The organism is Mycobacterium angelicum (genome assembly GCF_002086155.1).
Lineage (GTDB): Bacteria > Actinomycetota > Actinomycetes > Mycobacteriales > Mycobacteriaceae > Mycobacterium > Mycobacterium angelicum.
Genome location: NZ_MVHE01000011.1, coordinates 107,801 through 130,518, shown reverse-complemented (window position 1 = coordinate 130,518; position 22,718 = coordinate 107,801). Strand labels below are relative to the sequence as shown.

Here is a 22,718-nt window from a genome sequence, read left to right as displayed (position 1 = left end):
TTCTGGCGTGTAACCCGATCTGCTATTGATCGGGTGAAGGAGGCATGTGACGGCACAAAACGACCCCGCCGGCCCGCGACCGTTGCGCGCGGTGCCCGACGACGGCTACCCGGACTGGGAAGCGGTGTACCACGACAACGCCACCTGGGTGTACCGCACGCTGTTCGCCCGGGTCGGTAACCGCGCCGACGCCGAAGACCTGACCGCCGAAGTGTTCCTGGCCGCGCTGCGGCCACTGCGTCTGACCGCCAGCGTCGCCGAGGTGCGCGCTTACCTGCGGGCCACCGCCCGAACCGTGCTCGCCGCGCACTGGCGGGAAACGCTGGGCCGGGAGATCACCTCGATCGAGGACATCGAACAACCACCCGACAGCCCCGAAAGCGATGTCGCGATCAGTGCTGCGCCGCAGCGGGTCGCTCGGGTACTCGACGGTCTGCCCGACCGCTATCGTCACATTCTGGAATTGCGCTTCCTGCAGGGGTATTCGATAAAGGAGTCAGCCGCACAACTCGGAATCAGCGTTGCCAACGCCAAAGTGCTCCAACACCGCGCCTTGCGACTGGCAGCGCAGGTCAACGACGGAGGTCAGCGATGAACGCGCGAGGGTTACGCCGCTACGTCGACGACCTGTTGCGGGGCCGCCGGCCCAAGCCGTTCCAGCCGGACGATTTCGAAGCGGCACAGATCCGGACCGCGATCGAACTGCGTGCCGCGCGGCCGGATACCGAACTGGCCGACGCGCCGAGCCCGGAATTCCTTGCCAATCTCCACGATCGGCTCGCCGAGCAGATGTTCGGCGCGCCAACGGAATTGGCTTCCAAGCAAAGTTCGACGCGCCGGCAGGTCATTGTCGGCACCTCAGCCGCCGCGGCAGCGGCGGTCACGGCGGTCTCCGTCGATCGACTCGTGGTTGGCCCGCTGGGTGCCGAACCTCCAGCCGTGGCAGGGCAACTGACCCCCAACACCGGAAGCTGGCAACGGGTCGCCGCCAGTTCCGATGTGCCCGACACGGTGATGCACCCGTTCGATCTGGGTTCGGTCAGCGGATTCGTCCGGCGCGTCGACGGCAAGCTGGAAGCCGTATCCGGCGTCTGCACGCATCAAGGATGCCGGCTGTGGTTCGACGCACCGGATGACCGGCTGCGCTGCCCATGTCACTCGACGTCGTTTGCGCCCAGCGGCCAGGTGCTCACCCATCAATTGCCGATCGCGCCAAAGCCGTTGCCCACGTTAATGGTTCGTGAATCCGACGGAGCCATCGAGGTATTCGCCCCGCCGCGGCCCGACGCGTCGACGTAGTCGTGTAACCAGCTGCCCTATCTAGGGGCATGCTCTCGTTGATATCTAGAAAACATCAGGCCGCCGCTTTGGTTGCGGCCATGCTGCTGGCCGGATGTTCGTCGTCACGGCCGGCTTCGCAGCCCGCTCAGCAGTCATCGGTAACTTTCGGGATGCCGATGGGTACCGCGTCGCCGACCGGCACCACGCCGGTGGCCGGCGACCAGGTCAGCATAGATAACTTCGCGTTTGCCCCCGCAGTGTTGACGGTTCGGGCCGGCAGCACGGTCACCTGGACAAACCGTGACGAAGAACCGCACACGGTGGCCGCGAACGACGGGTCGTTTCGCTCGCCCGGCATGGGCACCGGGGCCAGCTTCTCGCACACTTTCGCTACGCCCGGCACGTTCGACTATGTCTGCTCGATACACCCGTCCATGCACGGCACGGTGGTGGTGGCGCAATGACCCGCGATCCGAACACCATGAGTCGCCGCCAGCTGATCCGGCACACGGCGTGGTTCGGCGCGGCGGTGGGTCTTGCCGTTTCCGGTGGCGAAGTCATCTCGCATGTGGCCGGCGCGGCTTCGGCCCAACGCGGTAGGGCGCGCCCGACACTGCGGTTCGCTCAAATCAGCGACAGTCACCTCGGTTTCACCGGCGCGGCCAACCCCGATGTCGCGGCCACCTTCAGCCACGCGATCGACCGGGTCAACAACCTCGGCTACACACCGGATTTCGTCATCCACACCGGCGACCTCACCCACCTGTCCAGCCCAGAACAGTTCGACCAGGTCAAGCAGATGATGAGCGGGCTCAACACGCCGCACGTGTTCACCGTTCCCGGCGAGCACGACTCGGTCGACGATGCGGGCCAAAAGTACCGCAGCGTGTTCGGTGCCGGCAGCCGAGGCGACGGCTGGTACAGCTTCGACATCGCCGGTGTCCATCTGATCGCTTTGGTCAACACCTTGAACCTGAAGAAGCTGGGGCATTTGGGGGTCGACCAATTGGAGTTCGTCGAAAAAGACGTCGCCGGCTTGTCGAGCGATACCCCCATCATCGTCATCAGTCACATCCCGCTTTTCGCCATGTACCCGGACTGGGGCTGGGGCACCGACGATGCCACTCAGGCGCTCAGTTATCTGCGCCGGTTCTCGTCGGTCACCTGTCTCAATGGCCATGTGCACCAACTGTTCTCCAAGACCGAGGGCAATGTGACGTTCTGCAGCGGTACCACGACCGCCTACCCGCTGCCACATCCGGGAGACGGGCCGACGCCCAAGCCCGTAACCCTGCCGGCCGGTCAGCTCGGTGAAGCGCTCGGTATCCGCGAGGTCAGCTACACGCGCGGACAGCAAGCTTTGGCCCTGAAAGAACGGACGCTGCAATGATATTGACGGTGATCTTGCTACGCATCGCGTTGGCGGCGTCCTTGGCCGTCAGCGCTGCCAGCCACGCGTACCTCTATATCCATGGCTACCAACACATTCCGGCAATCGGCACCGCGTTCCTGGTTCAGGCCAGTGTCTCTTTCGGCCTGGCGTTGCTCATCCTGGCGGGCGGCCCGTGGTGGCTGCGCTGGGGCGCGGTCGTCGTGGCCGGCGGCTCGCTGGTCGCGTTCGCACTGTCGCGGACGATCGGAGTCTTCGGCTTTGTCGAGCGGGGATGGGATCCCGCACCGCACGCGGCCCTGAGCGTTGGGGCCGAATTGCTGACCGTGTTGTTGTGTGCCGCAGCTCTGTTCAGTCTCGACCGCACATCGGAGTTCGTGCTTACCCGTTCATCCCGGGATCACCTGTCGCACCCTGGTGGCCTTGTGAAGTAGGCCCGACGGCGCCGCCGGTGCCCCCGGCCGCGCCCACCGTGGCAACGCCGCCGGGCCGGCCGGTGCCCCCGGTGCCGCCGTCGCCACCGTCTCCGCCGTCGCCGCCATCGGCGAGTTGCTGACTGCTGGCGCCGCCGTTGCCGCCGCCACCGGCGGCACCGGCGTCGCCGCCGGCTCCGCCGCCGATCGCGTTGCCGCCGTCGCCGGCGTCGCCACCCCGGCCGCCGTGGGCGCCGGTGCCACCGGCGCCGCCGATACCGCCGGCGCCGGCGATTCCGCCGTTCCCGCCGTTGCCGCCATCGGTAGCGCTGCCGCCGGAGCCGCCGCTGCCGCCGCTGCCGCCGGTGCCGCCGAAGCTCTGGATGCCGCCGCCGGCTTTGCCGTCGCTGCCGCCGGTGCCGCCGCTGCCGCCCTTGCCCGCGTCGCCACCGTTACCGGCGTTGCCGCCGCCGGTTGCGTTGCCGCCCGTGCCGCCGTCACCGCCGTTGCCGCCCGAACCGCCGGTGCCATTGCCCGTATCGCTGCCGCCGGCGGAGCCACCAGCGCCACCATTGCCGGCGGCGCCGCCGTTGCCTGCGGTCCCACCGCCGATCGCGTCACCGCCGGCGCCGCCTGAACCGCCGGCACCACCGAAGCCGCCATCGCCACCGGTGCCGGTGCCGCCAACGCCGACTTGGCCGCCGGCGCCCCCTCGGCCGCCGGTGCCCCCGGCACCGCCGTCCCCGCCGTTGCCGCCCCCGGTCGCCGTGCCGCCGGTACCACCGTGGCCGCCGCTTCCTGCGTAACTGCCCCGCCCGCCGTTGCCATTGCCGTTGCCGTTGCCGCCGTTTGCCGCGGTCTGGACGTTGCTGCCATTGCCGCCCTGGCCGCCGCTGCCGGCATCGCCGCCGCCGACGGCATTGCCGCCGTTGCCGCCGTTGCCGCCGTCAGCTCCCATCCCCGCGTTGCCGCCGGACAGGCCGCTGAGGTTGTCCGCGTTAGAGCCCCTCCCGGCGTCGCCCGCGTTGCCGCCTTGGCCGCCGCTGCCGGCGTTGCCGCCGCCGATCGCGACGCCGCCGTTGCCACCGTCGCCGCCGGCGCCGGCGGCGCCACCATCGATACCCGCGGATTTGAAGGTGAGGCCGATCGCGCCGTTGCCTCCGGACCCGCCCTTGCCGCCGTTGCCGGCGTTGCCGCCGTCGGTCGCGCTGCCGCCTGTGCCGCCGTGCCCGCCGGCGCCACCGGCACCGCCGGCAATGCCGGCGACAGAGACGCCGGTGCCGCCCTTGCCGCCGTCGCCACCGTTGCCCGCGCTACCACCGTTGCTGCCGTCGATGCCGAGGCCACCGTCGCCACCATTGCCGCCGGCACCACCCGCCAAGCCCTGTCCGAGCGTGCCGTTGCTCGGAGTGTTGGGCAGCGTGCCGCCGGTGCCGCCATTACCGCCGTTGCCGCCGTGCCCGCCGGTGCCCGCGGCGCCCGCGCTGCCGCCGCTGCCCCCGGTGCCGGCCAGACCACCGGCCCCGGCATTGCCGCCCGCGCCGCCGTTGCCCCCGGCGCCACCGGTCGTGGTGACGCTGGAAGCACCAAGACCGCCGTCGCCGCCAGTGCCGCCGGTGCCACCCCCACCGCCACTGCCGTTGGTTCCACCGGGACCGCTGTTGCCGCCGGCCCCGCCGGCGCCACCGGAGCCGCCGGCAAAGCCCGAAGTACTTATGCCGCTTGCGGTTTGACCGTTGTCGCCGAGTCCGCCGTTGCCGCCGTCACCGCCGGCGCCGCCGTTACCCGTGTGGCCGGCGCTGCCCGCGGTGCCCAGCAGGCCCAGGAAACCGGCGCGGCCCCCGGCGCCCCCGGCGCCGCCGGCCCCGCCCGTGCCGCCGTCGCCGCCCGCGGCGTTGTTGCCGAGACCGCTGCCGCCGTCGCCGCCGCGTCCACCCAGTCCGCCGATGCCGCCGCTGCCGCCGTCGCCGGCGCGACCCAGGAAGCCGCCGGCCCCGCCCGTGCCGCCGGCCCCGCCGTTTCCGCCGGCCTGGCCGGTGTCGCCGATCACGCCGGCCAAGCCGGTGGCGCCGTTGCCTCCGACGCCGCCGACGCCGCCGTTCCCACCGGCTCCACCCTGGCCGAACAACGTTCCGCCGGCGCCACCGTGTCCGCCTGCGCCGCCGGCCCCGCCGTTTACGCCGTCGCCGCCGGTCCCGCCGGCGCCACCGCGACCGAAGAAGCCGGCGGCACCGCCGTTACCGCCCGGGTTTCCCGGGGCGCCGGAGCCGCCGTTTCCGCCGTTGCCCCAAAGGATCCCGCCGGCGCCGCCGTTGGCGCCGGTGCCGGGCGCCCCATTGGCGCCATCGCCGATCAGGGGGCGGCCCAGCAGGCTCTGCGTCGGTGCATTGATCGCGCCCAGCACCAGCTGGTCGATGCTTTGGGCCTCAGCCGAGGCATATGCATTCGCGCCGCCCGTCAGGTTGCGCAGGAACTGGTCGTGAAAGGCCGCGGCCCGGGTGCTGAGCGCCTGATACTCCTGCCCATGGGTGCCGAACAGCGTTGCAATCGCAGCCGACACATCGTCGCGGGCGGCGGCGAGGACATTCGTGGTCGAGGCCGCCGCTGCGGCGTTGGCGCCGCTAATCAGCGACCCGATGCGGTGAATGTCACCGGCCGCGGTTGCCACCACTTCCGGTGTTATCAATGCATACGACATGGGGCGGCTCCCTTGGCGTCAGAAATTATCAGCGCCGTCATTTACGGCAATTGGCACATGTTGCCACAAGCTTGTTGCTCACGCCGTGCGAATCCGGGCAACTGCCAAGGGCGTTATCCCTTTTCTTCAGAAGGCACGGATTGGGTGGGGAAACTCGGTGCACGATTGGGCATTGCCAGGGTGACGTAAGCAATCGCAGCGAGTACAGCGAATCCCGACGCGAACATCGGCAATGCCGCCGCCGATATTCCGGCGTGCAGCGCGAGGCCACCAAGGCTGCTGCCGATCGCGCTACCGAGGTAGATCGCCGACGCATTGACCGCCACCGCGACCGCGCCCCGGTCCGGCGCGCGCTCGAGCAGCAAATGCTGTTGCGGTGGTGGCGAGCCAAAACCGGCGGCGCCCCAAACCGCCACCGCCACACAGAGAACCACGATCACGTTGCCCGCTGGTGTGATCGCCGCCATCGCGACGATCAATGCCGCCAGGACGACCAGCATCACCCGGGTGGTGCTCGTCGAGCGGTCGATGAACGGGCCGATGGCGAACGCTCCGATGATTCCGCCAATGCCCCAAATCCACAGGTAGAGAGTCGGATTGGTGATCCCGGCGGTTGCCCGCAGAACCGGGGCGATGTAGGTGTAGAGGCCGAGGCTGGCAATGTTGAAAAGCACCGACACCAGCACGATCGGCGTCACCCGCCGGTCCACCAAAGTGCCCAGCCGGGCCTTGATCCCGGGTGGCGCGCCAACCTGCAAACGTGGCATGAATCGGGCGATGCCGATGGTGGCGACGATGCCGACGCCCGAGAGCAGCCAGAGTGCTGACTGCCAGCCCTGTGCGCGCGCCAACAGCATGCCCAGCGGTACGCCGACGACGGTTCCCACGCTCAGCCCGCCGAGAATGACCGACAGCGCGCGTCCGCGCTGTTCCGGTGGTACCAGGTAGGCCGCGGCCGCGGCCGCCGTCGGCGAATACAAGCCTGCGCCAACACCTGCCACAGCGCGCGACAGCAGCAGCACCGCGAATGATTCCGAGGCGGCGGTGCCGATGTTGCCGATGGTGAACACGATGATCGACGCCAGCAGGATCGCCTTGGTACTCAACCTGGTCAGCACCGAGGACAGCAACGGGCCCGACACCGCGTAGCAGAGCGTGAAAACGGTGACCATCTGTCCGACCATCGACTCGGCGGTGCGTGTCGCGGTTGCGATCTGGGGAATCAGGCCGGAGATGATGAACGTGCCCATGCCGAGTGCGAACGTGCCAAGCGCGAGCAGGAAGACCCTGTGCATCAGAACTCGATCCCGCGCGCGATCGCGTCGGCCACCTCGGTAGCCCAGTAGGTGAGGATGTTGGTGGCGCCGGCGCGCCGGATCGCCAGTAGCGATTCGCGTATCGCCTCTTCGCGGTTCAGCAGCCCCTGGGCGGCCGCCGCTTCGACCATCGCGTACTCGCCGGATACCTGATAGGCGGCCACCGGAAGGTGAACCAGCTCAGCCACTTTGGCGATGATATCCAGGTAAGGCAGGGCCGGCTTGACCATGACTATGTCGGCGCCCTCCTCCACATCCAGCAGGACTTCGCGGATCGACTCCTTGATGTTGCCCGGGTACTGCTGATAAGTGCGGCGGTTGCCGACCAGTGAGGACTCCACCGCCTCGCGGAACGGGGAGTAGAACGTGGACGCGTACTTCACGGCGTAGGCCATGAGCGTGACCGATTGGTAGCCGGCTGCGTCGAGTCCGCTGCGGATCGCGCCGATCTGGCCGTCCATCATGCCGCTGGGCGCGACGACGTGTGCCCCGGCTTCGGCTTGTGCCACAGCCACTTCGGTGAACCGGATGACGCTCGGGTCGTTGTCGACTTCGCCATTGGCATCGAGGACACCGCTGTGCCCGTGCGTCGTGTATTCGTCGAGGTTGATGTCGGCCATGACGACGGTCTGGTCGCCCACCTCGCGGACCACGGCCCGCAGCGCCCGCTGCATGATCCCGTCGGGATCGGATGCCTCCGAACCGATTTCGTCCTTGGCCGACGGGATGCCGAAGAGCATGACGCCACCGCATCCGACCGCCGCGGCGGTGGCCGCAGCCTGCACGGCAGACTCCACCGAATGCTGGAACACGCCCGGCATAGAACCGATCTCGCGTGGCCGGTCGATTCCGTCCCGAACCATGATGGGCTGGATCAGTGCGGCCGGCACCAGCTGCACCTCGGCGGTCAGCCGGCGCAGCGCCGGAGTGCGGCGCAGCCGTCGCGGCCGATGCGGATTGCCTTCGATCGACAGCGCCTCCCTGCCCTGGAACGAAATACTCATACGGGATGCTCCTGTTCGATGCGGTTGGAGGCGAACACAGAATCGATATGGTCCACGACAGCCGCGTCGGGACGGGCGAACCAGTAGCCGACGTCGGTCCGCGCGGTGCAGCGCAGCGCCCGCAGCCGCACCTCGGCCTCTGCCGACTTCAGCAGCAACCCAAGCGGATCCAGGACCGGTAAGCCCGCCACTTCACGAACCTCGTAGTGCCACACGATTTCTGCGGGCAAGCCGGTGGCGGGCAGGATGACCTGGGCACCGGCCGCGCGGGCGCGCGCCGCGGCCTCGGCGAACTCGCCGAGGAACTGGTCGGGGTCGCCGGCGATCGCCGAGGTGGTCGCTGCGATGCTGCCCGGAACCAGCTCGTAACTCGCCAGCAGGTGGTCGGTGCGGTAGCGACGCACATTCTCGATGATCGGCTCCTTCAGGCAGGGCACCATGCCGATGAAGCTGTACCGAACATCTTGCTGGGCACAGTAACTGGATGCCGTTCGGGTCAGCCCCAAGGTCGGTATCGTCGCCAAAGCGCGGGCGCCGGTCAGCCCCGGGTCCTGGCCTGCCGCGATCACCCAGGCGTCGTAGCCGTCCCGCTCGGCCTGGGCGGCCGTCTCGGCGAAGTACTGACTGAAGCGCAGCGCGAGCACGCCGTATTGCACGTAGTCGTATGGCGTTTCGTAGTCGTAGGTGCGCCGCGGCAGGGTGTGGATGACGACCTCGGTCCCGGGGTCGACGACCGCTTCGATGTGTTGCTCGTACCAGTCGTCGAGTGCCGGCATACGTCCTTTGACGATGTGCTTTTGCAACCAGATCTTCATCACAGTCCTGCCTGTAGGGGTAGGGGAGTATCCAAGAGTGAGGCTTCGATCAGGAATTGCCGTGCTTTGTCACGGTCGCCCGTCAGGCTGGCGACATCGTCCAAATGCGTTGCCAGCGAGCCATGTTCGTTGTCCTGTAGGCCGCGGACCCGGCGTTCGGTGCGGGGTATGACGTGCTCGAGCAGGTAGTGCCGGCGGGTTTCGGCGATGCCGGCGACGACGGACTTGTCGACTCGCCTGTGCAGCCAATCGGCCACCGCCGGCATGAGTGCAAACGCGTCGTGCAGCCCCGAGTTCATGTTGAGACCACCGGCCGTCGACGTCACATGCGCCGCATCACCGATCACCAGGACCGGGCCGAGGCCGGATAGGTAGGAATCCACGACACCACGGCCAAGCTGATAGCTCTCGACGCGGTCGATGGCGAGATCGTATGCGGCCCAAGGTGTTGCATTGGCGATGGCCTGAGCGACCCGGACAGCGTCGGGCCTCTCGCCCGTGGACCTCACGATGAGGCGAGTATCGGCGGCCATGCGCAGTGTGCTGAGGCCGTCGTCCTCGCCACGGAAGTAGCACAGCCCCGAGAGTGGTCGGGCGGCCGATGCCGGCAATAGCGCGGCGAGATCTGCTCGGGCGTAGGCGCGAAGCGCAGTGGTGGGGTAGTTGCGGACCGCCAGCGCGATCCCGGCCAGCCGGCGGGTCAGCGAATGTGAGCCGTCGCATCCGATCACCACGTCGGCGGTGATGGTGTGGTGCCGGCCGTCGTTGACCAGCACGGTGACGCTGGGCAGTTCCGGGTCGAGATTGACAATGGCTGCGCCACAATGAAAGTCGATGGCAGGATCGGCCGCGAGCAGTCCGGCCGCTCGGTCCAGTAGCGCCTGCTGGTCGAGATGGATGCGGAACGGGTGCTTCGTCAGCTCGCTGAGCAACCGGTAGTCAAGCTCCGCGCGAATGTCGGCACGGTTGTCGCGCCACTGCAGCGAGGTCACGGTTATCGCTCCGGGCGCGGCTGCCAAGTCGATATCCAGGGTCTGCAAGAGATCCAATGTCGACGGATGGAACGTGGCCGCATGCGACGTCGTCACCAGCTCCTCATTGCGCTCGAGCAGTGTCACGTCGACGTCGTTTCCGGCCAGCAGCAGCGCGGCCACCACGCCCACCGGGCCCGCGCCCACGATCACCGCATGCGGTTTCATCGCAGCCGAGCCAGCGGATTCGGGTTGGTCAAGGTGAGCCGCAGCCAGTCCACGCTGCATGAATTGGTCGTGAAGAACTCGTGGCCGGCGACCTCGTGGCTGAGCGCGGCAACGGCCGCGCGGGTATGCATCCCGGTGCCGAGAAACAAGACGGGCGCGTCCGGGCGCCGTGCACTGCAGACACCGTGGACGGCCGCCGTGATGTCTTCGGTGCGCAGCCGATAGGGCGAGCAAGCAACGGTGCCGGTGCGGCCGTCGACGATCCTGATCACCGAGCTGATTCGCAAACCCGCGCTGTCCCAGTAGCTTTCGGAAAGCTCGGTGAGCCAATCCGGGTAGGGCGACGCGATGGCGATGGTGTCGACGTCGCGGTGGCGCAGCCAGCCGACAACCGCCACGGTCGTCGACACCACTAGTGCGCCGATGCGCTCCGAAGACCTGCGGCACGCGCACAGATCGGCCCCGAAACCCTGAAGGTAGTGATTGCCACTGCAGCACGCCACGATCGCGTGCAGTGGCATATCGCCGAAACTCGCCAGACGCGAAGGTAATTCAGCGGCGTAGTGATCGAGGCGCTGCCGCAGCGGCAGGTCGCTGTATACCCCGTAGCGGGTCGTCGAGAAGGCGAAGGCATCGCCGCCGAGAGCCAGATAGTCGTCCTCTACCGCCGTGTTGGCCGGTGGCACCACCAGACCGACGCGCGGCTTGCGCCGTTGTACGCCCCCGGAACCCCCGCGCCCATCGGTTGCCACAACCGGACCTTTCGGGAATTTAGGCCGCCTTCACAACTGGTTGCGCTGGGAAGTGTACGGCCTTTCGCCCATCGGTTGTGCAATTTGTCCGTCAACCGGCGACTTCTTCACGCTTGTGCCCGTATTGCCCGAGGACCTCGCCTGGCTAATCTTTGCGCCATCGCAAGGGCTACCCGGAAGGGGGTGATTATGTCCCACGACCTTCTCTTCGGCGAGGTCGAGGCTTTGTATTCCGCCAACGTACTTCGTGCCGACGAGCTGACCGAATGATCGGTATGCCACTCGACCCGCGCGCGGGGATCTCGTCAGCGCCGATCTGAGATCCCCGCCGCAACCACACCCATCCCGGTTACGGGCAGGTGGCGTCCACCTCGAAAGTCTTGCTGACCTGTTGGCCGGCATTGTCAACGCCGGTGGCGGTGCCGCTGATCTTGTAGGAGTTACCGGTTTTGGTCGCGGTGGCGTTGTTGCCGGGTGCGCCCTCGGTGAAGCTGAGGACAACCCCGTCCACCGTACCGAGCCCGGCACTGTGCACTGCCGATGCGTCCGGCTCGAGGCCGACGATGACGCCGGTCAGCATGTCGCCGACGGCGATGGAGAACCTGCCCTCGTTCGTCGAACACACCACTGGGCCACTGACGTTCTGCTGCTGACCGCCGACGATGACCTTGGTTTCCCCCGACGCCGCCGGAGTGCTGCTGGATGCGGGAGCCGAACTCGTCGCCGCACTGGACGCGCTCGTCGAACTCGACGGACCTGAGTTCTTCTTGTCGCCGGAGCAGCCCGCCACGCCCGCAATGACGGTCGCCGCGCTAACGGCGATCAACAACCCACGCTTCACCAAGTTCTCCTCACTTGTCGGTCTGCATCCGCGAGATCGGCGGATCTAGTGAAGCAGTATGTATGGCCACACAGCTGTCGTACAGACGATCTTTAGCTAGTACGCAGGTTCTCGATGAACCGTTGGGTCTCCGCCCAGGTGGGCAACAGTCCGGAAGCGCGCACTTCCTCGAAGCCGGGGGCGGCCGCGTCGCGGTCGGACAGGCTGGGCGGAGCGCCGTCGACCAGCGGCCAGTCGATGGCCAGGGCCGGGTCGGTGGCGCAGATGGTGTGCTCGCGCTGCGGGTTGTATTCGGCCGAGCATAAATACATCACGGTCGAATTGTCTTGCAACGCAAGGAAACCGTGTGCGAGCCCTTCGGAGATGTAGATGGTGCGCCGGTCGCTATCGTCCAGCAGCACCGAGTCCCACCGGCCGAAGGTCGGTGAGCCGACCCGGATGTCGACGACGACGTCGAACACCGAACCGGACACACAGGTGACGTATTTGGCTTGACTGGGTGGCAGCTGGGCGAAGTGCAGACCCCGCAGCACGCCGGCCGCGGACACCGAACAGTTGGCCTGCCGCACGTCCAAGTGGTGACCGGCGAATGCGGTGAAGCCGTGATCGGTGATCCATTCGAAGAACAGTCCGCGCGAATCGCCGTGCACGGTCGGGGTGATTTCCCAGGCGCCCGGGACGCCGAGTTCGCGTACCTTCATGTCACTGGCCGCGCTGTTCGTAGCGGGCTTCCGCGGCGTCCTTGAGCGGACGCCACCACGACTCGTTGTCACGGTACCAGTCGATGGTGGCGCGCAGGCCCTCCTCGAAGTCGGTATGCTTTGGCGCCCAACCCAATTCGTTGTACAACGTGGACGGGTCGATCGCGTAGCGCAGGTCGTGGCCGACGCGGTCGGTCACGTGGTCGAAGTCGTCGGGCCCATGGCCCATTAACTGCAGCAGCGTGCGCAGCACGGTCAGGTTGTCGCGCTCGCCCTCGGAACTGATCAGATAGGTCCGGCCGATCTGGCCCTTCTCCAGAATCCGGCGCACCGCGCTGTTGTGGTCCTCGACGTGGATCCAGTCGCGGACATTGGCGCCGGCGCCGTAGAGCTTGGGCCGTCGGCCGGTGAGCACATTGGTGATCTGACGCGGGATGAACTTCTCCACGTGCTGATAGGGCCCGTAGTTGTTGGAGCAGTTGGAGATTGTCGCGCGGACGCCGTAGGAGCGCACCCAGGCCCGCACCAACATGTCACCGCCGGCCTTGGTCGCCGAGTACGGACTCGACGGGTTGTACGGCGTGGCCTCGGTGAACCGCGCCGGATCGTCGAGCTCTAGGTCGCCGTAGACCTCGTCGGTCGAAATGTGGTGCAGCCGAACACCGTGGCGCCGAACCGCTTCCAGGATGGTGAAGGTGCCCAGCACGTTGGTGTGCAGGAACGGCTCGGGGTTGTCCAGTGCGTTGTCGACGTGGGATTCCGCGGCGAAATGCACCACCGCATCGGATTCGGCGACCAGCTGCGAAACCAGTTCGGCGTCGGCGACATCGCCCTGTACCACCCGGACGGTGTCCTCGACGTCGGCCAGCGACTCGCGCCTGCCGGCGTAGGTGAAGGCGTCGAGCACCGTCACCGTGTCGTCGGGATACTCACGTACGGTGCTGTGCACAAAATTCGCGCCGATGAATCCCGCGCCACCGGTGACGAGCAACCGCATGGGTCAAACCCTAACGGGTCAGCCCCAGTGCTCCGGCCAGTTCGGCGAGTGCGGGGACCAGGTTCTCGCTCCTGGTGAGGACCTGAACGGGGACGTGGTCGGCGCCGGCATCCAGATGCTCGGTGAGCCGGGCCGCGATGGCCTCGGGGGTGCCGTAGGCGACCACGGCGTCCACCAGCCGGTCGCTGCCCGGTTTCGCGACGTCGTCGTCGCCGAAGCCCAGCCGCTTCCAGCTGTTGAGGTAGTTGGCCAGGTTGAGATACATGTCGAGGGCCTTGCGTCCGACGGCCCGGGCCTTGTCGCTGTCGGTGGTCAGTACCACCTTGTGCTCGGGTGCCAGGAACGACCCGGGACCGATCAGCTCACGGGCCTGCGCTGTGTGCTCGGGAGTGGTCAGGTACGGATGCGCGCCGGCGCTGCGCTGTGCGGCCAGTTTCAGGACCCGGGGGCCCAGCGCCGCCACGACCCGGCGGTCGGCGGGGACGCCGTAGTCGTCGAGAAGGTCCAGATACTCCGATAGGGCTTCGTAGGGCTTCTTGTATTCGGTGACCGCCTCAGGGTGGCCAACCCCGATGCCCAGCAGGAAACGGCCCGGGTAGGCCTTGTCGATCCGGTGAAACGACTCGGCGACCGGCTTGGCCGGCGCGGACCAGATGTTGACGATGCCGGTGGCCACCTGCAAGGTGGTGGTCGCTTCGAGGATGGGCTCCACCCAGGCCAGCTCGGCCGGTGGTGAGGCGCCCACCCAGACCGCCCCGTAGCCCAGGGCTTCGATTTCTTTGGCCTGCTGGGGCGTGACACCCCGGCCGAACGATCCGAAGCGGCCGAGATTGGGCTTTTTGGTGGCTTGGTTGGCGGCAGAGGCTGTCATGGTTGGACTAACCGCCGGGCCGCCGCAGGCTATTCCACGTTGCGCGTTTTGCGCAGGGAGTAGCGGTGCGAGTAAGGTGGACCAACGGTGCGGCGTCCGTGCCGGCTTCTGGCGTGCCCAGTCTTGGAATTTCCACCACCGGCTCACGTTGAGTAGTCGTAGTACGTGCTGCGCCGAACCGGGTGCACCGACGAGATAGAGAAGGATCGCCACAACGTAATGGCCAAGAAGGACGGTGCCATAGAGGTCGAGGGTCGCGTGGTCGAGCCCCTGCCCAATGCCATGTTTCGCATTGAGCTGGAGAACGGTCACAAGGTGCTCGCCCACATCAGCGGCAAGATGCGGCAGCACTACATCCGCATCCTGCCCGAGGACCGCGTGGTCGTGGAGCTGTCGCCCTACGACCTGTCGCGCGGCCGGATCGTGTACCGGTACAAGTAGCGCGACGATATATAAGAAAAGCCCAGGAAGAACAGGACCGAGACTGCCGTGAAGGTGAACCCGAGCGTCAAGCCAATCTGTGACAAGTGCAGGGTGATCCGTCGGCATGGGCGGGTCATGGTGATCTGCTCTGATCCGCGCCACAAGCAGCGGCAGGGCTGATAAGCCGGCCCGCTCCATAACAACTGAACGCAGACCTCCCAGCACCAATGAGCGGCTGGCATCTATAGAGATGGGCCGGCTCATCCACGTCCGGACGGAGGCCGGGCCCCCACCAAACAGGTGGGGAACGGACTGGGAAAAGACCTCCGCTGAGAAAAAGAGGAAACGCCACCTATGGCTCGACTAGTAGGCGTCGATCTGCCGCGCGATAAGCGGATGGAGATCGCGCTGACCTACATCTTCGGCATCGGCCGGACCCGCTCCAACGAAATTCTGGCTGCCACTGGCATCGACAAGGACCTGCGCACCAAGGACCTCACCGATGACCAGCTCACTCATCTGCGTGACTACATCGAAGCCAACCTGAAGGTGGAGGGTGACCTGCGCCGCGAGGTACAGGCCGACATCCGTCGCAAAATCGAGATCGGCTGCTACCAGGGCCTGCGGCACCGCCGCGGTCTGCCGGTGCGCGGCCAACGGACTAAGACCAATGCGCGGACCCGCAAAGGCCCCAAGCGCACCATCGCAGGCAAGAAGAAGGCCAGGTAGAACCCGATGCCACCAGCAAAAAAGGGGCAATCTGCGTCCGCTAAGAAGGGCCAGAAGACCCGCCGCAGGGAAAAGAAGAACGTCCCGCACGGCGCCGCGCACATCAAGAGCACGTTCAACAACACGATCGTGACGATCACCGACCCGCAGGGCAACGTCATCGCCTGGGCGTCGTCGGGTCACGTCGGGTTCAAGGGATCCCGTAAGTCGACTCCGTTCGCCGCTCAGCTGGCTGCCGAGAACGCCGCGCGCAAAGCCCAGGAGCACGGTGTGAAAAAGGTCGACGTGTTCGTCAAGGGCCCCGGCTCCGGCCGCGAGACCGCGATCCGTTCGCTGCAGGCTGCCGGCCTTGAGGTCGGCGCGATCTCCGACGTCACCCCCCAGCCGCACAACGGCGTCCGTCCGCCCAAGCGCAGAAGGGTCTAGAAAACATGGCTCGTTACACAGGACCCGTCACTCGCAAGTCGCGTCGGCTGGGCACCGACCTCGTCGGTGGCGACCAGTCGTATGAGAAGCGGCCTTACCCGCCCGGCCAGCATGGCCGCGCCCGGGTCAAGGACAGCGAGTACCGCCAGCAGCTGCAGGAGAAGCAGAAGGCTCGCTTCACCTACGGCGTGATGGAAAAGCAGTTCCGCCGCTATTACGAAGAGGCCGTTCGTCACTCGGGCAAGACCGGTGAGGAACTGCTGCGCATCCTGGAAAGCCGGCTTGACAACGTCGTGTACCGCGCCGGGCTGGCGCGCACCCGCCGGATGGCCCGTCAGCTGGTCAGCCACGGCCACTTCACCGTCAACGGCGTGCACGTCAACGTCCCCAGCTACCGGGTGTCGCAGTACGACATCATCGACGTCCGGGACAACTCGCTGAACACGGTGCCGTTCCAGATCGCGCGGGAGACCGCCGGTGACCGCCCGATCCCGAGCTGGATCCAGGTCGTCGGTGAGCGCCAGCGCATCCTGATCCACCAATTGCCCGAGCGTGCTCAGATCGATGTGCCGCTCACCGAGCAGCTGATCGTCGAGTACTACTCGAAGTAACCAGACTTCCCGCACCATCCGGGGCGGGATACCTGAGCGGCATCAAATAGCGGGTGCCGAGAAGGAGAAGAAGAAACACCATGCTGATTTCTCAGCGGCCCACCCTGTCCGAGGACATTCTCACCGACAACCGGTCCCAGTTCGTCATCGAGCCGTTGGAGCCCGGATTCGGCTACACCCTGGGCAATTCGCTGCGGCGCACGCTGCTGTCGTCGATCCCCGGCGCGGCCGTCACCAGCATTCGCATCGACGGCGTGCTGCACGAGTTCACCACCGTGCCCGGCGTCAAAGAGGATGTCACCGACATCATCCTGAACCTCAAGGGCCTGGTCGTCTCGTCCGAGGAGGACGAGCCCGTCACCATGTACCTGCGTAAGCAGGGCCCGGGCGAGGTCACCGCGGGCGACATCGTGCCTCCCGCGGGTGTCACCGTGCACAACCCCGGCATGCACATCGCGACCCTGAACGACAAGGGCAAGCTCGAGGTCGAGCTCGTCGTCGAGCGGGGCCGCGGTTACGTCCCGGCCGTGCAGAACCGCGCGTCGGGCGCCGAAATCGGCCGCATCCCAGTCGATTCCATCTACTCGCCGGTGCTCAAGGTGACCTACAAGGTGGACGCCACCCGGGTCGAGCAGCGCACCGACTTCGACAAGCTGATCCTGGACGTGGAGACCAAGAGCTCGATCACCCCGCGCGACGCGCTGGCTTCCGCCGGTAAGACGCTGGTCGAATTGTTCGGTCTGGCACGCGAACTCAACGTCGAAGCCGAAGGCATCGAGATCGGGCCGTCACCGGCCGAGGCCGACCACATCGCGTCGTTCGCGCTGCCCATCGACGACCTGGACCTGACCGTGCGGTCCTACAACTGCCTCAAGCGCGAGGGTGTGCACACCGTCGGCGAGCTGGTCTCGCGCACCGAGTCCGACCTGCTCGACATCCGCAACTTCGGCCAGAAGTCCATCGACGAGGTCAAGGTCAAGCTGCACCAGCTCGGTCTGTCGCTCAAGGACAGCCCGCCCAGCTTCGACCCGTCCGAGGTCGCCGGCTACGACGTCGCCACCGGTACCTGGTCCACCGAGGGCGCCTACGACGACCAGGACTACGCCGAAACCGAACAGCTCTAATTTCGCTTTGCACATCTAGACAGGAGCGCCTCCAATGCCTAAGCCCACCAAGGGCCCTCGCCTCGGCGGGTCGTCTTCGCACCAGAAGGCGATTTTGGCCAACCTGGCCACGTCGTTGTTCGAACACGGCCGGATCAAGACCACCGAGCCGAAGGCCCGGGCATTGCGGCCGTACGCGGAGAAGCTGATCACCCACGCCAAGAAAGGCACGCTGCACAACCGGCGTGAGGTGCTCAAGAAGATTCGCGACAAGGATGTGGTGCACGCCCTGTTCGCCGAGATCGGGCCGTTCTTCGCCGACCGCAACGGCGGCTACACCCGCATCATCAAGGTCGAGGCACGCAAGGGCGACAATGCCCCGATGGCCGTGATCGAGCTGGTGCGGGAGAAGACGGTGACGTCCGAGGCGGATCGGGCGCGCCGGGTGAAGGCGTCGCAGAAGGATGCCCCGGTGGCAGCTGCGGCGGCGCCGCAGGCGACCGTCGAGCCGGAAGCCGCTGAAGGTCCGACGGCTGAAGAGGCTGCTGAGGCGCCCGAAGAGACCACGGAGGCTGCTGAGGCCACTGAAGAAGCCGCCGGAGAGGCTCCGGAAGAGGCCCCCGAGAATTAGCGGGGACGTCCGTCTGCGGCTCGACATCGCCTATGACGGAACCGATTTCGCGGGCTGGGCGGCACAAGCCGGACAGCGAACGGTCGCCGGTGTTCTCGATGAGGCGCTGACGACCGTTTTCCGTGCGCCGATCCGGCTGCGGGCGGCCGGTCGCACCGACGCCGGAGTGCACGCCACCGGCCAGGTGGCCCACGCCGACGTGCCCATCGAGGCGTTGCCGAACGCCTACTCACGCGCGCAGCGCGCCGGCGATCCGGAATTCGTGCCGCTGCTGCGCCGACTGGGCAGATTTCTGCCCAGCGACGTCCGGGTCGTCGACATCGCCCGTGCGCCAAGCGGATTCGACGCCCGGTTTTCGGCGCTGCGCCGCCACTACGCCTACCGGTTGTCGACGGCTCCCTACGGTGTGCGGCCGCAGCTGGCGCGTTACATTACCGCGTGGCCGCGAACCCTGGACCTATCCGCGATGAACTCAGCCTCTCAAGACTTGTTGGGACTGCACGATTTCGCGGCGTTCTGCCGTCATCGCGACGGCGCCACCACCATCCGGGAGCTGCAGCGGCTGGACTGGTCGGGCGACGGCGACCTGATTACCGCACACGTCAGCGCCGACGCGTTCTGCTGGTCAATGGTGCGCTCACTGGTCGGAGCGCTGCTGGCCGTCGGCGAGCACCGGCGCACCGCGGCTTGGTGTCGCGAATTGCTCAGTGCGCCAGCACGATCCAGCGACTTCGCGGCCGCACCGGCGCGTGGACTGACCATGATCGGAGTTGACTACCCGCCCGATGATCAGCTCGCCTCCCGCACCTTGATCACGCGCGACCTGCGCTCGCGCTAGCCCGCACAGGGCGGCCGGGCCATCACGGTGAGACGAACCCCGTAGCGGGGACTGGTACCGGCCGGGCCGGCGCCGGCGCCCGCCAGCGGCATGCCGCCCAGCAGGTTACCGGGCACGCCCGCCTCCGGTGGCTCGATGACATTGCTGACGCGCAGGGGCGCCGCGAGCGGACGTACCGCCGGGCCGGCTTCTGCCCACGGGGTGGGCACCGACAACTTGCCGATCGCGGGCGCGCTACCCATGGCGGCCGAGACATGCCCGCCACTCAGCAGCGCTCCCAAGTCGTTAGCGGACGCGGCCGCGGCCGCGCCCGCCCCGGCGGCCGCCGACGGGATGAGACCCTGCAGTGCGTTCGCCGACGACAGGGCGCTGTTGGCCATACCCAAACCGAAGTAGGGCAGCCCGATCGTGTCGTAGAGAAAGGATTCGAACGGTTCGTACCAGGTCAGCCATCGCTCTAGCGGTCTCTTCGGCGTCGACGACGTGCCGCTGCTCATCGGCCGCGAGACCGGCGAAGCCATGCCTCGCAGCGCTTGCGGCACTTGGGAAATCACCCGTCCCAAGTTGCTCTGCGCCGCGCCGGCGGCCGCGCCGGCGGCCGCGGTGGCGGCCGGGTTGGCGATCGGGGGCGGCTCGGCGAACGGCGCCACCGTGGCGGCGGTCGCCGACGCGCCGGCGTACTGGTACATGGCCGCCACATCCTGGGCCCACATTTCGCCGTACCTGGCCTCGACGGCCGCGATGGCCGCCGTGTTTTGGCCGAGCACGTTGGTGGCAACCAGCGACATCAGCTGCGCGCGGTTGGCCGCGACAAGCGGCGGGGGTACGACGGCGGCGAAGGCGGTCTCGTAGGCGGTGGCCGCTAGGCGTGCGTGGGTGGCAGCCTGTTCAGCCTGGACCGCAGTGGCACGCAGCCACGCCGCGTACGGTGCGACCGCGTCGGCCATCGATGTCGACGCGGGGCCCACCCAGTCGTCGCGGTGCAGCCTGGTGACTACGGTGTGGAAATCGCCTGCGGTCGAACGTAATTCGGCGGCCAGTCCGTTCCAGGCCGATGCGGCGGCCAACATCGATGAGGCGCCAGGACCGGAATACATCCGGGTGGAGTGAATCTCGGGGGGTAGCGCTCCAAAATCGAAATGCATTGCAGCAGATTCCTTAACCTAGTGCCGGGCTATCCACCGGCCGGCGGCCGGGGTACCACGCTGACGGGGAAGCCGTATTGGCGATGGGCATAGTGCGTCGCGGGAGCCCCGCGCCGCGTTGGTATCCCGCGAAGCAGCCCGCTCGCATCACCCTTCGGGGCGGCGGCGAACACGGAGCGTGAAACCGTCGTGATGTTCGCCTTGGGTGCTGACGGCGGGCCCGTCCAACTCGGCGGCGTCGACATCAGGCCGACCCGGGCCGCCGTGCCGATACCTGCCGACACCGCGATCGGCCCAGGCCCTTGGCCGGCGCGCACCAGACTCGGCAGTGCTGTGGCGGCTGCCGGTGCCGGCGCCGGGGGGAAGATCATGGCCTGCGCTACCTGCCCGGCATTCAGGACAAAGCCCGTCGCGTCGTAAAACAACGACTCGAAGGTCGACAGGGCTTCCCAGGCTGTGGTCGAAAGAAGCGGGAAATGCTCGCCGAGAGTGTGGTTTCTCGACGGCGGCGTGGTCGGCGGGGGCGGTGGCGCGAACGGCGTCAACTGCGCAGCGATCGCCGAGGAGCCGGCATAGCCGTACATGGCGGCGGCGTCCTGGGCCCAGAACTCCGCGTACTGGGCCTCGGTTGCCGCGATTGCCGGTGTGTTCTGACCGAAGAAGTTGGTGGCGATCAGGGCCATCAACAGTGCCCGGTTGGCCGCGATTACCGGCGGCGGCACCGTCATCGCGAACGCTGTCTCATACGCCGCGGCCGCCGCCCTGGCGTGCAGGCCGGTCTGCTCGCACCGTGCCGCCGTCGCACCGAGCCACGCGACATATGGCGCGACCGCGGCGACCATCGACGCCGACGAGGGCCCGGACCAGGCCGAGCTGACCAGCCCCGAAATCACCGACTGGCAGCCGTTTGCCGCCGAAGCGACTTCCGCGGCCAGCCCTTCCCAGGCTGCCGCGGCGGCCAGCAGCGGGCCCGAACCCGCGCCCGAATACATGCGGCCGGAATTGACCTCGGGTGGCATTGCTCCGAAGTTCATTGCCGGGAGAATGTGTGGCTTTTCGGTTGCGCCGATGGCAATAGCGGAAATTCGACTATTGCGCCCAATGTCAATTCTCTTTACACGGAGGGGGTTACCGGGCGTCGTCGCCGCATCTAGCTGGCATTTCAATTGATCTGCGGCGCAACTCATTTGGGCCGGGACGGCCGTGAATGCACCATGGCGGGTCGGCATGTCAACCGTCATCGAAACCGTCCTGAGCAAAGCGGAATTGTTCGACTACCGACAACAAGCATGCCTACTGCGATAGTATGAATAAGAAATAATCCATACCGTCAATAGTTGTCAATTGTTATGAGCGTTACATACGCCCCGAAAATGTGTCGTGCGTCAAACTACCCGGCGGACGGCGGCCGGGTCATCACCGTCAGACGTACGCCGTAGCGCGGACCCGCACCGGCTGCGCTTCTGCCCGAACCGCCAACCGGCATGCCGCCCACCACGTTTCCGGCCGGAGCGAACTCGGCCGGTTCGACCACATCGCTGACGTACTGGGTGTCCGGCATGGGAGTCGCTGCCGGGCTCGCGCCGGCCCAGGTGGGGGGTACGGACAATTTGCCGCCGATGTTGGCCGCGCTTCCCGTCGCCGCGGCGACGGGCCCGCTGCTGACTACCTGGGCGGCGCCGGTCGCGCCGACTGCGGCGGCGGCGGCCTCGGGTGCGGCAGCCGCCGGCAGCATCCCCATGGTCTTGGCGGTTGAGGCGAAGAAGCTGGCGATGCCGGCGCCGAAGAACGGCAGCCCGAGCGTGTCGTAGAAGAAGTTCGCAAACGGCGCATACCACTCGAGGAACTTCTCGATTGGCCCGAAGGGGTCGACCATCGGCGAGGTGAGGCCGCGCAACACGCCCGGTACCTCAGAGAGCAGCCGGGACAGCGTGGACTGCGTCGCGCCGGCGGTGCTGGCCGCGGCATGGGCGACCGCGCCGGCCTGGGTGGCCAACGCGCTGGGGCTACTGGTCTGCGGCGGGGGAGCATAGGGCGTCACCGTCGCCGCGGCCGCCGAAGCTGCGGCGTAGCTGTACATGGCTACGGCGTCCTGCGCCCACATTTCGCCGTAATGGGCTTCGGTGGCCGCGATGGCGGCGGTGTTGAGGCCCAAGAGATTGGTATTGACCAGTGACGTCAGCTGGGCGCGGTTGGCCGCGATCAGCGGCGGTGGCACCGTTGCTGCGAAGGCGGTCTCGTACGCCGCCGCGGCCAGACGCGCCTTGCTCGCCGATTGTTCGGCTTGGGCGGCGGTAGCGCGCAGCCATGCCACATACGGCGCCACCGAGTCGGCCATGGCCGCCGACGAGGGGCCCACCCACTCCTCGGAGCGCAGCGTATCGATCACGCCCTCGTATGCCGTTGTCGCCGAGTTCAATTCGGCGGCCAGGCCACTCCAGGATGACGCGGCGGTCAACATCGATGTCGATCCCGGCCCGGAATACATTCGCATGGAGTTGATCTCCGGTGGCAACGCTCCGAAATCCATTGTT

At 67.3% G+C, this 22,718-nt stretch carries 27 protein-coding genes; 14 read left to right on the top strand and 13 right to left on the bottom strand.

Annotated elements, in window-relative coordinates; genetic code table 11:
• Positions 1-46: 46 nt before the first annotated feature.
• Genes BST12_RS10465 through BST12_RS10445 form a run of 5 tightly spaced genes read left to right on the top strand, consistent with a single transcriptional unit; the run spans position 47 to position 3,105 of the window.
• Entirely contained in the window at positions 47-595 is a 549-nt protein-coding gene (locus BST12_RS10465) for an RNA polymerase sigma factor (protein WP_083113027.1), read from the top strand.
• Positions 592-1,299, top strand: a complete 708-nt coding sequence (locus tag BST12_RS10460; RefSeq protein ID WP_083113026.1) for a Rieske (2Fe-2S) protein — start codon at positions 592-594, stop codon at positions 1,297-1,299. The genes BST12_RS10465 and BST12_RS10460 overlap by 4 nt, the downstream gene beginning before the upstream one ends.
• Before the next feature lie 29 nt (positions 1,300-1,328).
• Positions 1,329-1,745 (top strand): cupredoxin domain-containing protein, encoded by a 417-nt coding sequence (locus BST12_RS10455; RefSeq protein ID WP_083113025.1) that lies wholly within the window; start codon positions 1,329-1,331, stop codon positions 1,743-1,745.
• A complete protein-coding gene (locus tag BST12_RS10450; RefSeq protein ID WP_083113024.1) occupies positions 1,742-2,671 on the top strand; it encodes a metallophosphoesterase family protein in 930 nt (309 codons plus the stop codon). Before BST12_RS10455 ends, BST12_RS10450 begins: the two co-directional genes overlap by 4 nt.
• Entirely contained in the window at positions 2,668-3,105 is a 438-nt protein-coding gene (locus BST12_RS10445) for a hypothetical protein (RefSeq protein ID WP_083113023.1), read from the top strand. The genes BST12_RS10450 and BST12_RS10445 overlap by 4 nt, the downstream gene beginning before the upstream one ends.
• Here BST12_RS10445 and BST12_RS34225 read toward each other — a convergent pair.
• The 7 genes from BST12_RS34225 to BST12_RS34620 all read right to left on the bottom strand — a co-directional run bounded on the left by BST12_RS34225 (position 3,053) and on the right by BST12_RS34620 (position 11,532).
• Positions 3,053-5,782, bottom strand: a complete 2,730-nt coding sequence (locus BST12_RS34225) for a PE family protein (protein WP_083113022.1) — start codon at positions 5,780-5,782, stop codon at positions 3,053-3,055. The two genes, BST12_RS10445 and BST12_RS34225, sit on opposite strands and share 53 nt — an antisense overlap.
• A 113-nt stretch (positions 5,783-5,895) precedes the next feature.
• Positions 5,896-7,077, bottom strand: a complete 1,182-nt coding sequence (locus BST12_RS10435) for an MFS transporter (protein ID WP_083113021.1) — start codon at positions 7,075-7,077, stop codon at positions 5,896-5,898.
• On the bottom strand, positions 7,077-8,102 hold the full coding sequence (gene hemB / locus BST12_RS10430; RefSeq protein ID WP_139801591.1) for a porphobilinogen synthase: 1,026 nt from the start codon (positions 8,100-8,102) through the stop codon (positions 7,077-7,079). Before hemB ends, BST12_RS10435 begins: the two co-directional genes overlap by 1 nt.
• The gene (locus BST12_RS10425) at positions 8,099-8,917 is read right to left on the bottom strand and encodes an aspartate/glutamate racemase family protein (RefSeq protein ID WP_083113020.1); all 819 of its coding nucleotides are present in this window, start codon (positions 8,915-8,917) and stop codon (positions 8,099-8,101) included. The genes hemB and BST12_RS10425 overlap by 4 nt, the downstream gene beginning before the upstream one ends.
• Positions 8,917-10,116 (bottom strand): FAD-dependent oxidoreductase, encoded by a 1,200-nt coding sequence (locus tag BST12_RS10420; RefSeq protein WP_170062095.1) that lies wholly within the window; start codon positions 10,114-10,116, stop codon positions 8,917-8,919. The genes BST12_RS10425 and BST12_RS10420 overlap by 1 nt, the downstream gene beginning before the upstream one ends.
• Complete coding sequence (locus tag BST12_RS30750) at positions 10,113-10,868, bottom strand: arylmalonate decarboxylase (RefSeq protein WP_139801590.1); 756 nt, start codon at positions 10,866-10,868, stop codon at positions 10,113-10,115. The genes BST12_RS10420 and BST12_RS30750 overlap by 4 nt, the downstream gene beginning before the upstream one ends.
• Before the next feature lie 349 nt (positions 10,869-11,217).
• Positions 11,218-11,532: a lipoprotein LpqH gene (locus BST12_RS34620; protein WP_308207405.1), complete on the bottom strand. Its 315-nt coding sequence runs from the start codon at positions 11,530-11,532 to the stop codon at positions 11,218-11,220.
• Between BST12_RS34620 and BST12_RS34615 the strand changes: the two genes are divergently transcribed.
• Positions 11,531-11,758, top strand: coding sequence for a hypothetical protein (locus BST12_RS34615; RefSeq protein WP_276030247.1), 228 nt, complete (start codon positions 11,531-11,533; stop codon positions 11,756-11,758). The two genes, BST12_RS34620 and BST12_RS34615, sit on opposite strands and share 2 nt — an antisense overlap.
• Before the next feature lie 43 nt (positions 11,759-11,801).
• On the opposite strand, the gene rfbC is transcribed toward BST12_RS34615, so the two are convergent.
• From rfbC to BST12_RS10395, 3 genes are read right to left on the bottom strand one after another with little or no spacing between them, the layout of a single operon-like run.
• The gene (gene rfbC, locus BST12_RS10405; RefSeq protein ID WP_083113016.1) at positions 11,802-12,410 is read right to left on the bottom strand and encodes a dTDP-4-dehydrorhamnose 3,5-epimerase; all 609 of its coding nucleotides are present in this window, start codon (positions 12,408-12,410) and stop codon (positions 11,802-11,804) included.
• A 1-nt stretch (position 12,411) separates the two neighbouring features.
• Entirely contained in the window at positions 12,412-13,407 is a 996-nt protein-coding gene (gene rfbB / locus BST12_RS10400; protein ID WP_083113015.1) for a dTDP-glucose 4,6-dehydratase, read from the bottom strand.
• A gap of 10 nt (positions 13,408-13,417) precedes the next feature.
• A complete protein-coding gene (locus BST12_RS10395; RefSeq protein ID WP_083113014.1) occupies positions 13,418-14,278 on the bottom strand; it encodes an LLM class F420-dependent oxidoreductase in 861 nt (286 codons plus the stop codon).
• 219 nt (positions 14,279-14,497) lie between these two features.
• On the opposite strand from BST12_RS10395, the gene infA reads away from it, so the two are divergent.
• The 8 genes from infA to truA all read left to right on the top strand — a co-directional run bounded on the left by infA (position 14,498) and on the right by truA (position 19,039).
• A complete protein-coding gene (gene infA / locus BST12_RS10390) occupies positions 14,498-14,719 on the top strand; it encodes a translation initiation factor IF-1 (RefSeq protein WP_003418601.1) in 222 nt (73 codons plus the stop codon).
• Positions 14,720-14,767: 48 nt separating this feature from the next.
• Positions 14,768-14,881: a 50S ribosomal protein L36 gene (gene rpmJ / locus BST12_RS10385; RefSeq protein WP_003879483.1), complete on the top strand. Its 114-nt coding sequence runs from the start codon at positions 14,768-14,770 to the stop codon at positions 14,879-14,881.
• Positions 14,882-15,055: 174 nt separating this feature from the next.
• Positions 15,056-15,430 carry a 30S ribosomal protein S13 gene (gene rpsM / locus BST12_RS10380; protein ID WP_036352829.1) on the top strand — a complete coding sequence of 125 codons (375 nt, stop codon included), beginning with the start codon at positions 15,056-15,058 and terminating at the stop codon, positions 15,428-15,430.
• Positions 15,431-15,436: 6 nt separating this feature from the next.
• A complete protein-coding gene (gene rpsK, locus BST12_RS10375; RefSeq protein WP_083113013.1) occupies positions 15,437-15,856 on the top strand; it encodes a 30S ribosomal protein S11 in 420 nt (139 codons plus the stop codon).
• A gap of 5 nt (positions 15,857-15,861) precedes the next feature.
• Positions 15,862-16,467, top strand: coding sequence for a 30S ribosomal protein S4 (gene rpsD / locus BST12_RS10370; RefSeq protein ID WP_083113012.1), 606 nt, complete (start codon positions 15,862-15,864; stop codon positions 16,465-16,467).
• Positions 16,468-16,547: 80 nt separating this feature from the next.
• Complete coding sequence (locus tag BST12_RS10365; RefSeq protein WP_083113011.1) at positions 16,548-17,591, top strand: DNA-directed RNA polymerase subunit alpha; 1,044 nt, start codon at positions 16,548-16,550, stop codon at positions 17,589-17,591.
• A 34-nt stretch (positions 17,592-17,625) separates the two neighbouring features.
• Positions 17,626-18,201, top strand: coding sequence for a 50S ribosomal protein L17 (gene rplQ, locus BST12_RS10360; RefSeq protein ID WP_083113010.1), 576 nt, complete (start codon positions 17,626-17,628; stop codon positions 18,199-18,201).
• Positions 18,089-19,039, top strand: coding sequence for a tRNA pseudouridine(38-40) synthase TruA (gene truA / locus BST12_RS10355; protein ID WP_372511100.1), 951 nt, complete (start codon positions 18,089-18,091; stop codon positions 19,037-19,039). Before rplQ ends, truA begins: the two co-directional genes overlap by 113 nt.
• Here truA and BST12_RS10350 read toward each other — a convergent pair.
• The 3 genes from BST12_RS10350 to BST12_RS10340 form a co-directional block, all read right to left on the bottom strand.
• Entirely contained in the window at positions 19,036-20,184 is a 1,149-nt protein-coding gene (locus BST12_RS10350; RefSeq protein ID WP_083113009.1) for a PPE family protein, read from the bottom strand. The two genes, truA and BST12_RS10350, sit on opposite strands and share 4 nt — an antisense overlap.
• A gap of 29 nt (positions 20,185-20,213) precedes the next feature.
• Positions 20,214-21,218: a PPE family protein gene (locus BST12_RS10345; protein WP_083113008.1), complete on the bottom strand. Its 1,005-nt coding sequence runs from the start codon at positions 21,216-21,218 to the stop codon at positions 20,214-20,216.
• 356 nt (positions 21,219-21,574) lie between these two features.
• Positions 21,575-22,714: a PPE family protein gene (locus BST12_RS10340; protein ID WP_083113007.1), complete on the bottom strand. Its 1,140-nt coding sequence runs from the start codon at positions 22,712-22,714 to the stop codon at positions 21,575-21,577.
• Between the last annotated feature and the right edge of the window lie 4 nt (positions 22,715-22,718).

Coding starts and splice junctions, on each gene's coding strand:
- BST12_RS10340 (WP_083113007.1), bottom strand. CDS start 22,714: ATGGATTTCGGAGCGTTGCCACCGGAGATCAACTCCATGCGAATGTAT.
- BST12_RS34615 (WP_276030247.1), top strand. CDS start 11,531: ATGACCTTGGTTTCCCCCGACGCCGCCGGAGTGCTGCTGGATGCGGGA.
- BST12_RS10345 (WP_083113008.1), bottom strand. CDS start 21,218: ATGAACTTCGGAGCAATGCCACCCGAGGTCAATTCCGGCCGCATGTAT.
- rplQ (WP_083113010.1), top strand. CDS start 17,626: ATGCCTAAGCCCACCAAGGGCCCTCGCCTCGGCGGGTCGTCTTCGCAC.
- BST12_RS10435 (WP_083113021.1), bottom strand. CDS start 7,077: ATGCACAGGGTCTTCCTGCTCGCGCTTGGCACGTTCGCACTCGGCATG.
- rfbC (WP_083113016.1), bottom strand. CDS start 12,410: ATGAAGGTACGCGAACTCGGCGTCCCGGGCGCCTGGGAAATCACCCCG.
- BST12_RS34225 (WP_083113022.1), bottom strand. CDS start 5,782: ATGTCGTATGCATTGATAACACCGGAAGTGGTGGCAACCGCGGCCGGT.
- BST12_RS10350 (WP_083113009.1), bottom strand. CDS start 20,184: ATGCATTTCGATTTTGGAGCGCTACCCCCCGAGATTCACTCCACCCGG.
- infA (WP_003418601.1), top strand. CDS start 14,498: ATGGCCAAGAAGGACGGTGCCATAGAGGTCGAGGGTCGCGTGGTCGAG.
- BST12_RS10420 (WP_170062095.1), bottom strand. CDS start 10,116: ATGAAACCGCATGCGGTGATCGTGGGCGCGGGCCCGGTGGGCGTGGTG.
- BST12_RS10445 (WP_083113023.1), top strand. CDS start 2,668: ATGATATTGACGGTGATCTTGCTACGCATCGCGTTGGCGGCGTCCTTG.
- BST12_RS10365 (WP_083113011.1), top strand. CDS start 16,548: ATGCTGATTTCTCAGCGGCCCACCCTGTCCGAGGACATTCTCACCGAC.
- rfbB (WP_083113015.1), bottom strand. CDS start 13,407: ATGCGGTTGCTCGTCACCGGTGGCGCGGGATTCATCGGCGCGAATTTT.
- BST12_RS10455 (WP_083113025.1), top strand. CDS start 1,329: ATGCTCTCGTTGATATCTAGAAAACATCAGGCCGCCGCTTTGGTTGCG.
- BST12_RS10460 (WP_083113026.1), top strand. CDS start 592: ATGAACGCGCGAGGGTTACGCCGCTACGTCGACGACCTGTTGCGGGGC.
- rpsM (WP_036352829.1), top strand. CDS start 15,056: ATGGCTCGACTAGTAGGCGTCGATCTGCCGCGCGATAAGCGGATGGAG.
- rpsD (WP_083113012.1), top strand. CDS start 15,862: ATGGCTCGTTACACAGGACCCGTCACTCGCAAGTCGCGTCGGCTGGGC.
- BST12_RS10395 (WP_083113014.1), bottom strand. CDS start 14,278: ATGACAGCCTCTGCCGCCAACCAAGCCACCAAAAAGCCCAATCTCGGC.
- BST12_RS10425 (WP_083113020.1), bottom strand. CDS start 8,917: ATGAAGATCTGGTTGCAAAAGCACATCGTCAAAGGACGTATGCCGGCA.
- BST12_RS10450 (WP_083113024.1), top strand. CDS start 1,742: ATGACCCGCGATCCGAACACCATGAGTCGCCGCCAGCTGATCCGGCAC.
- hemB (WP_139801591.1), bottom strand. CDS start 8,102: ATGAGTATTTCGTTCCAGGGCAGGGAGGCGCTGTCGATCGAAGGCAAT.
- rpsK (WP_083113013.1), top strand. CDS start 15,437: ATGCCACCAGCAAAAAAGGGGCAATCTGCGTCCGCTAAGAAGGGCCAG.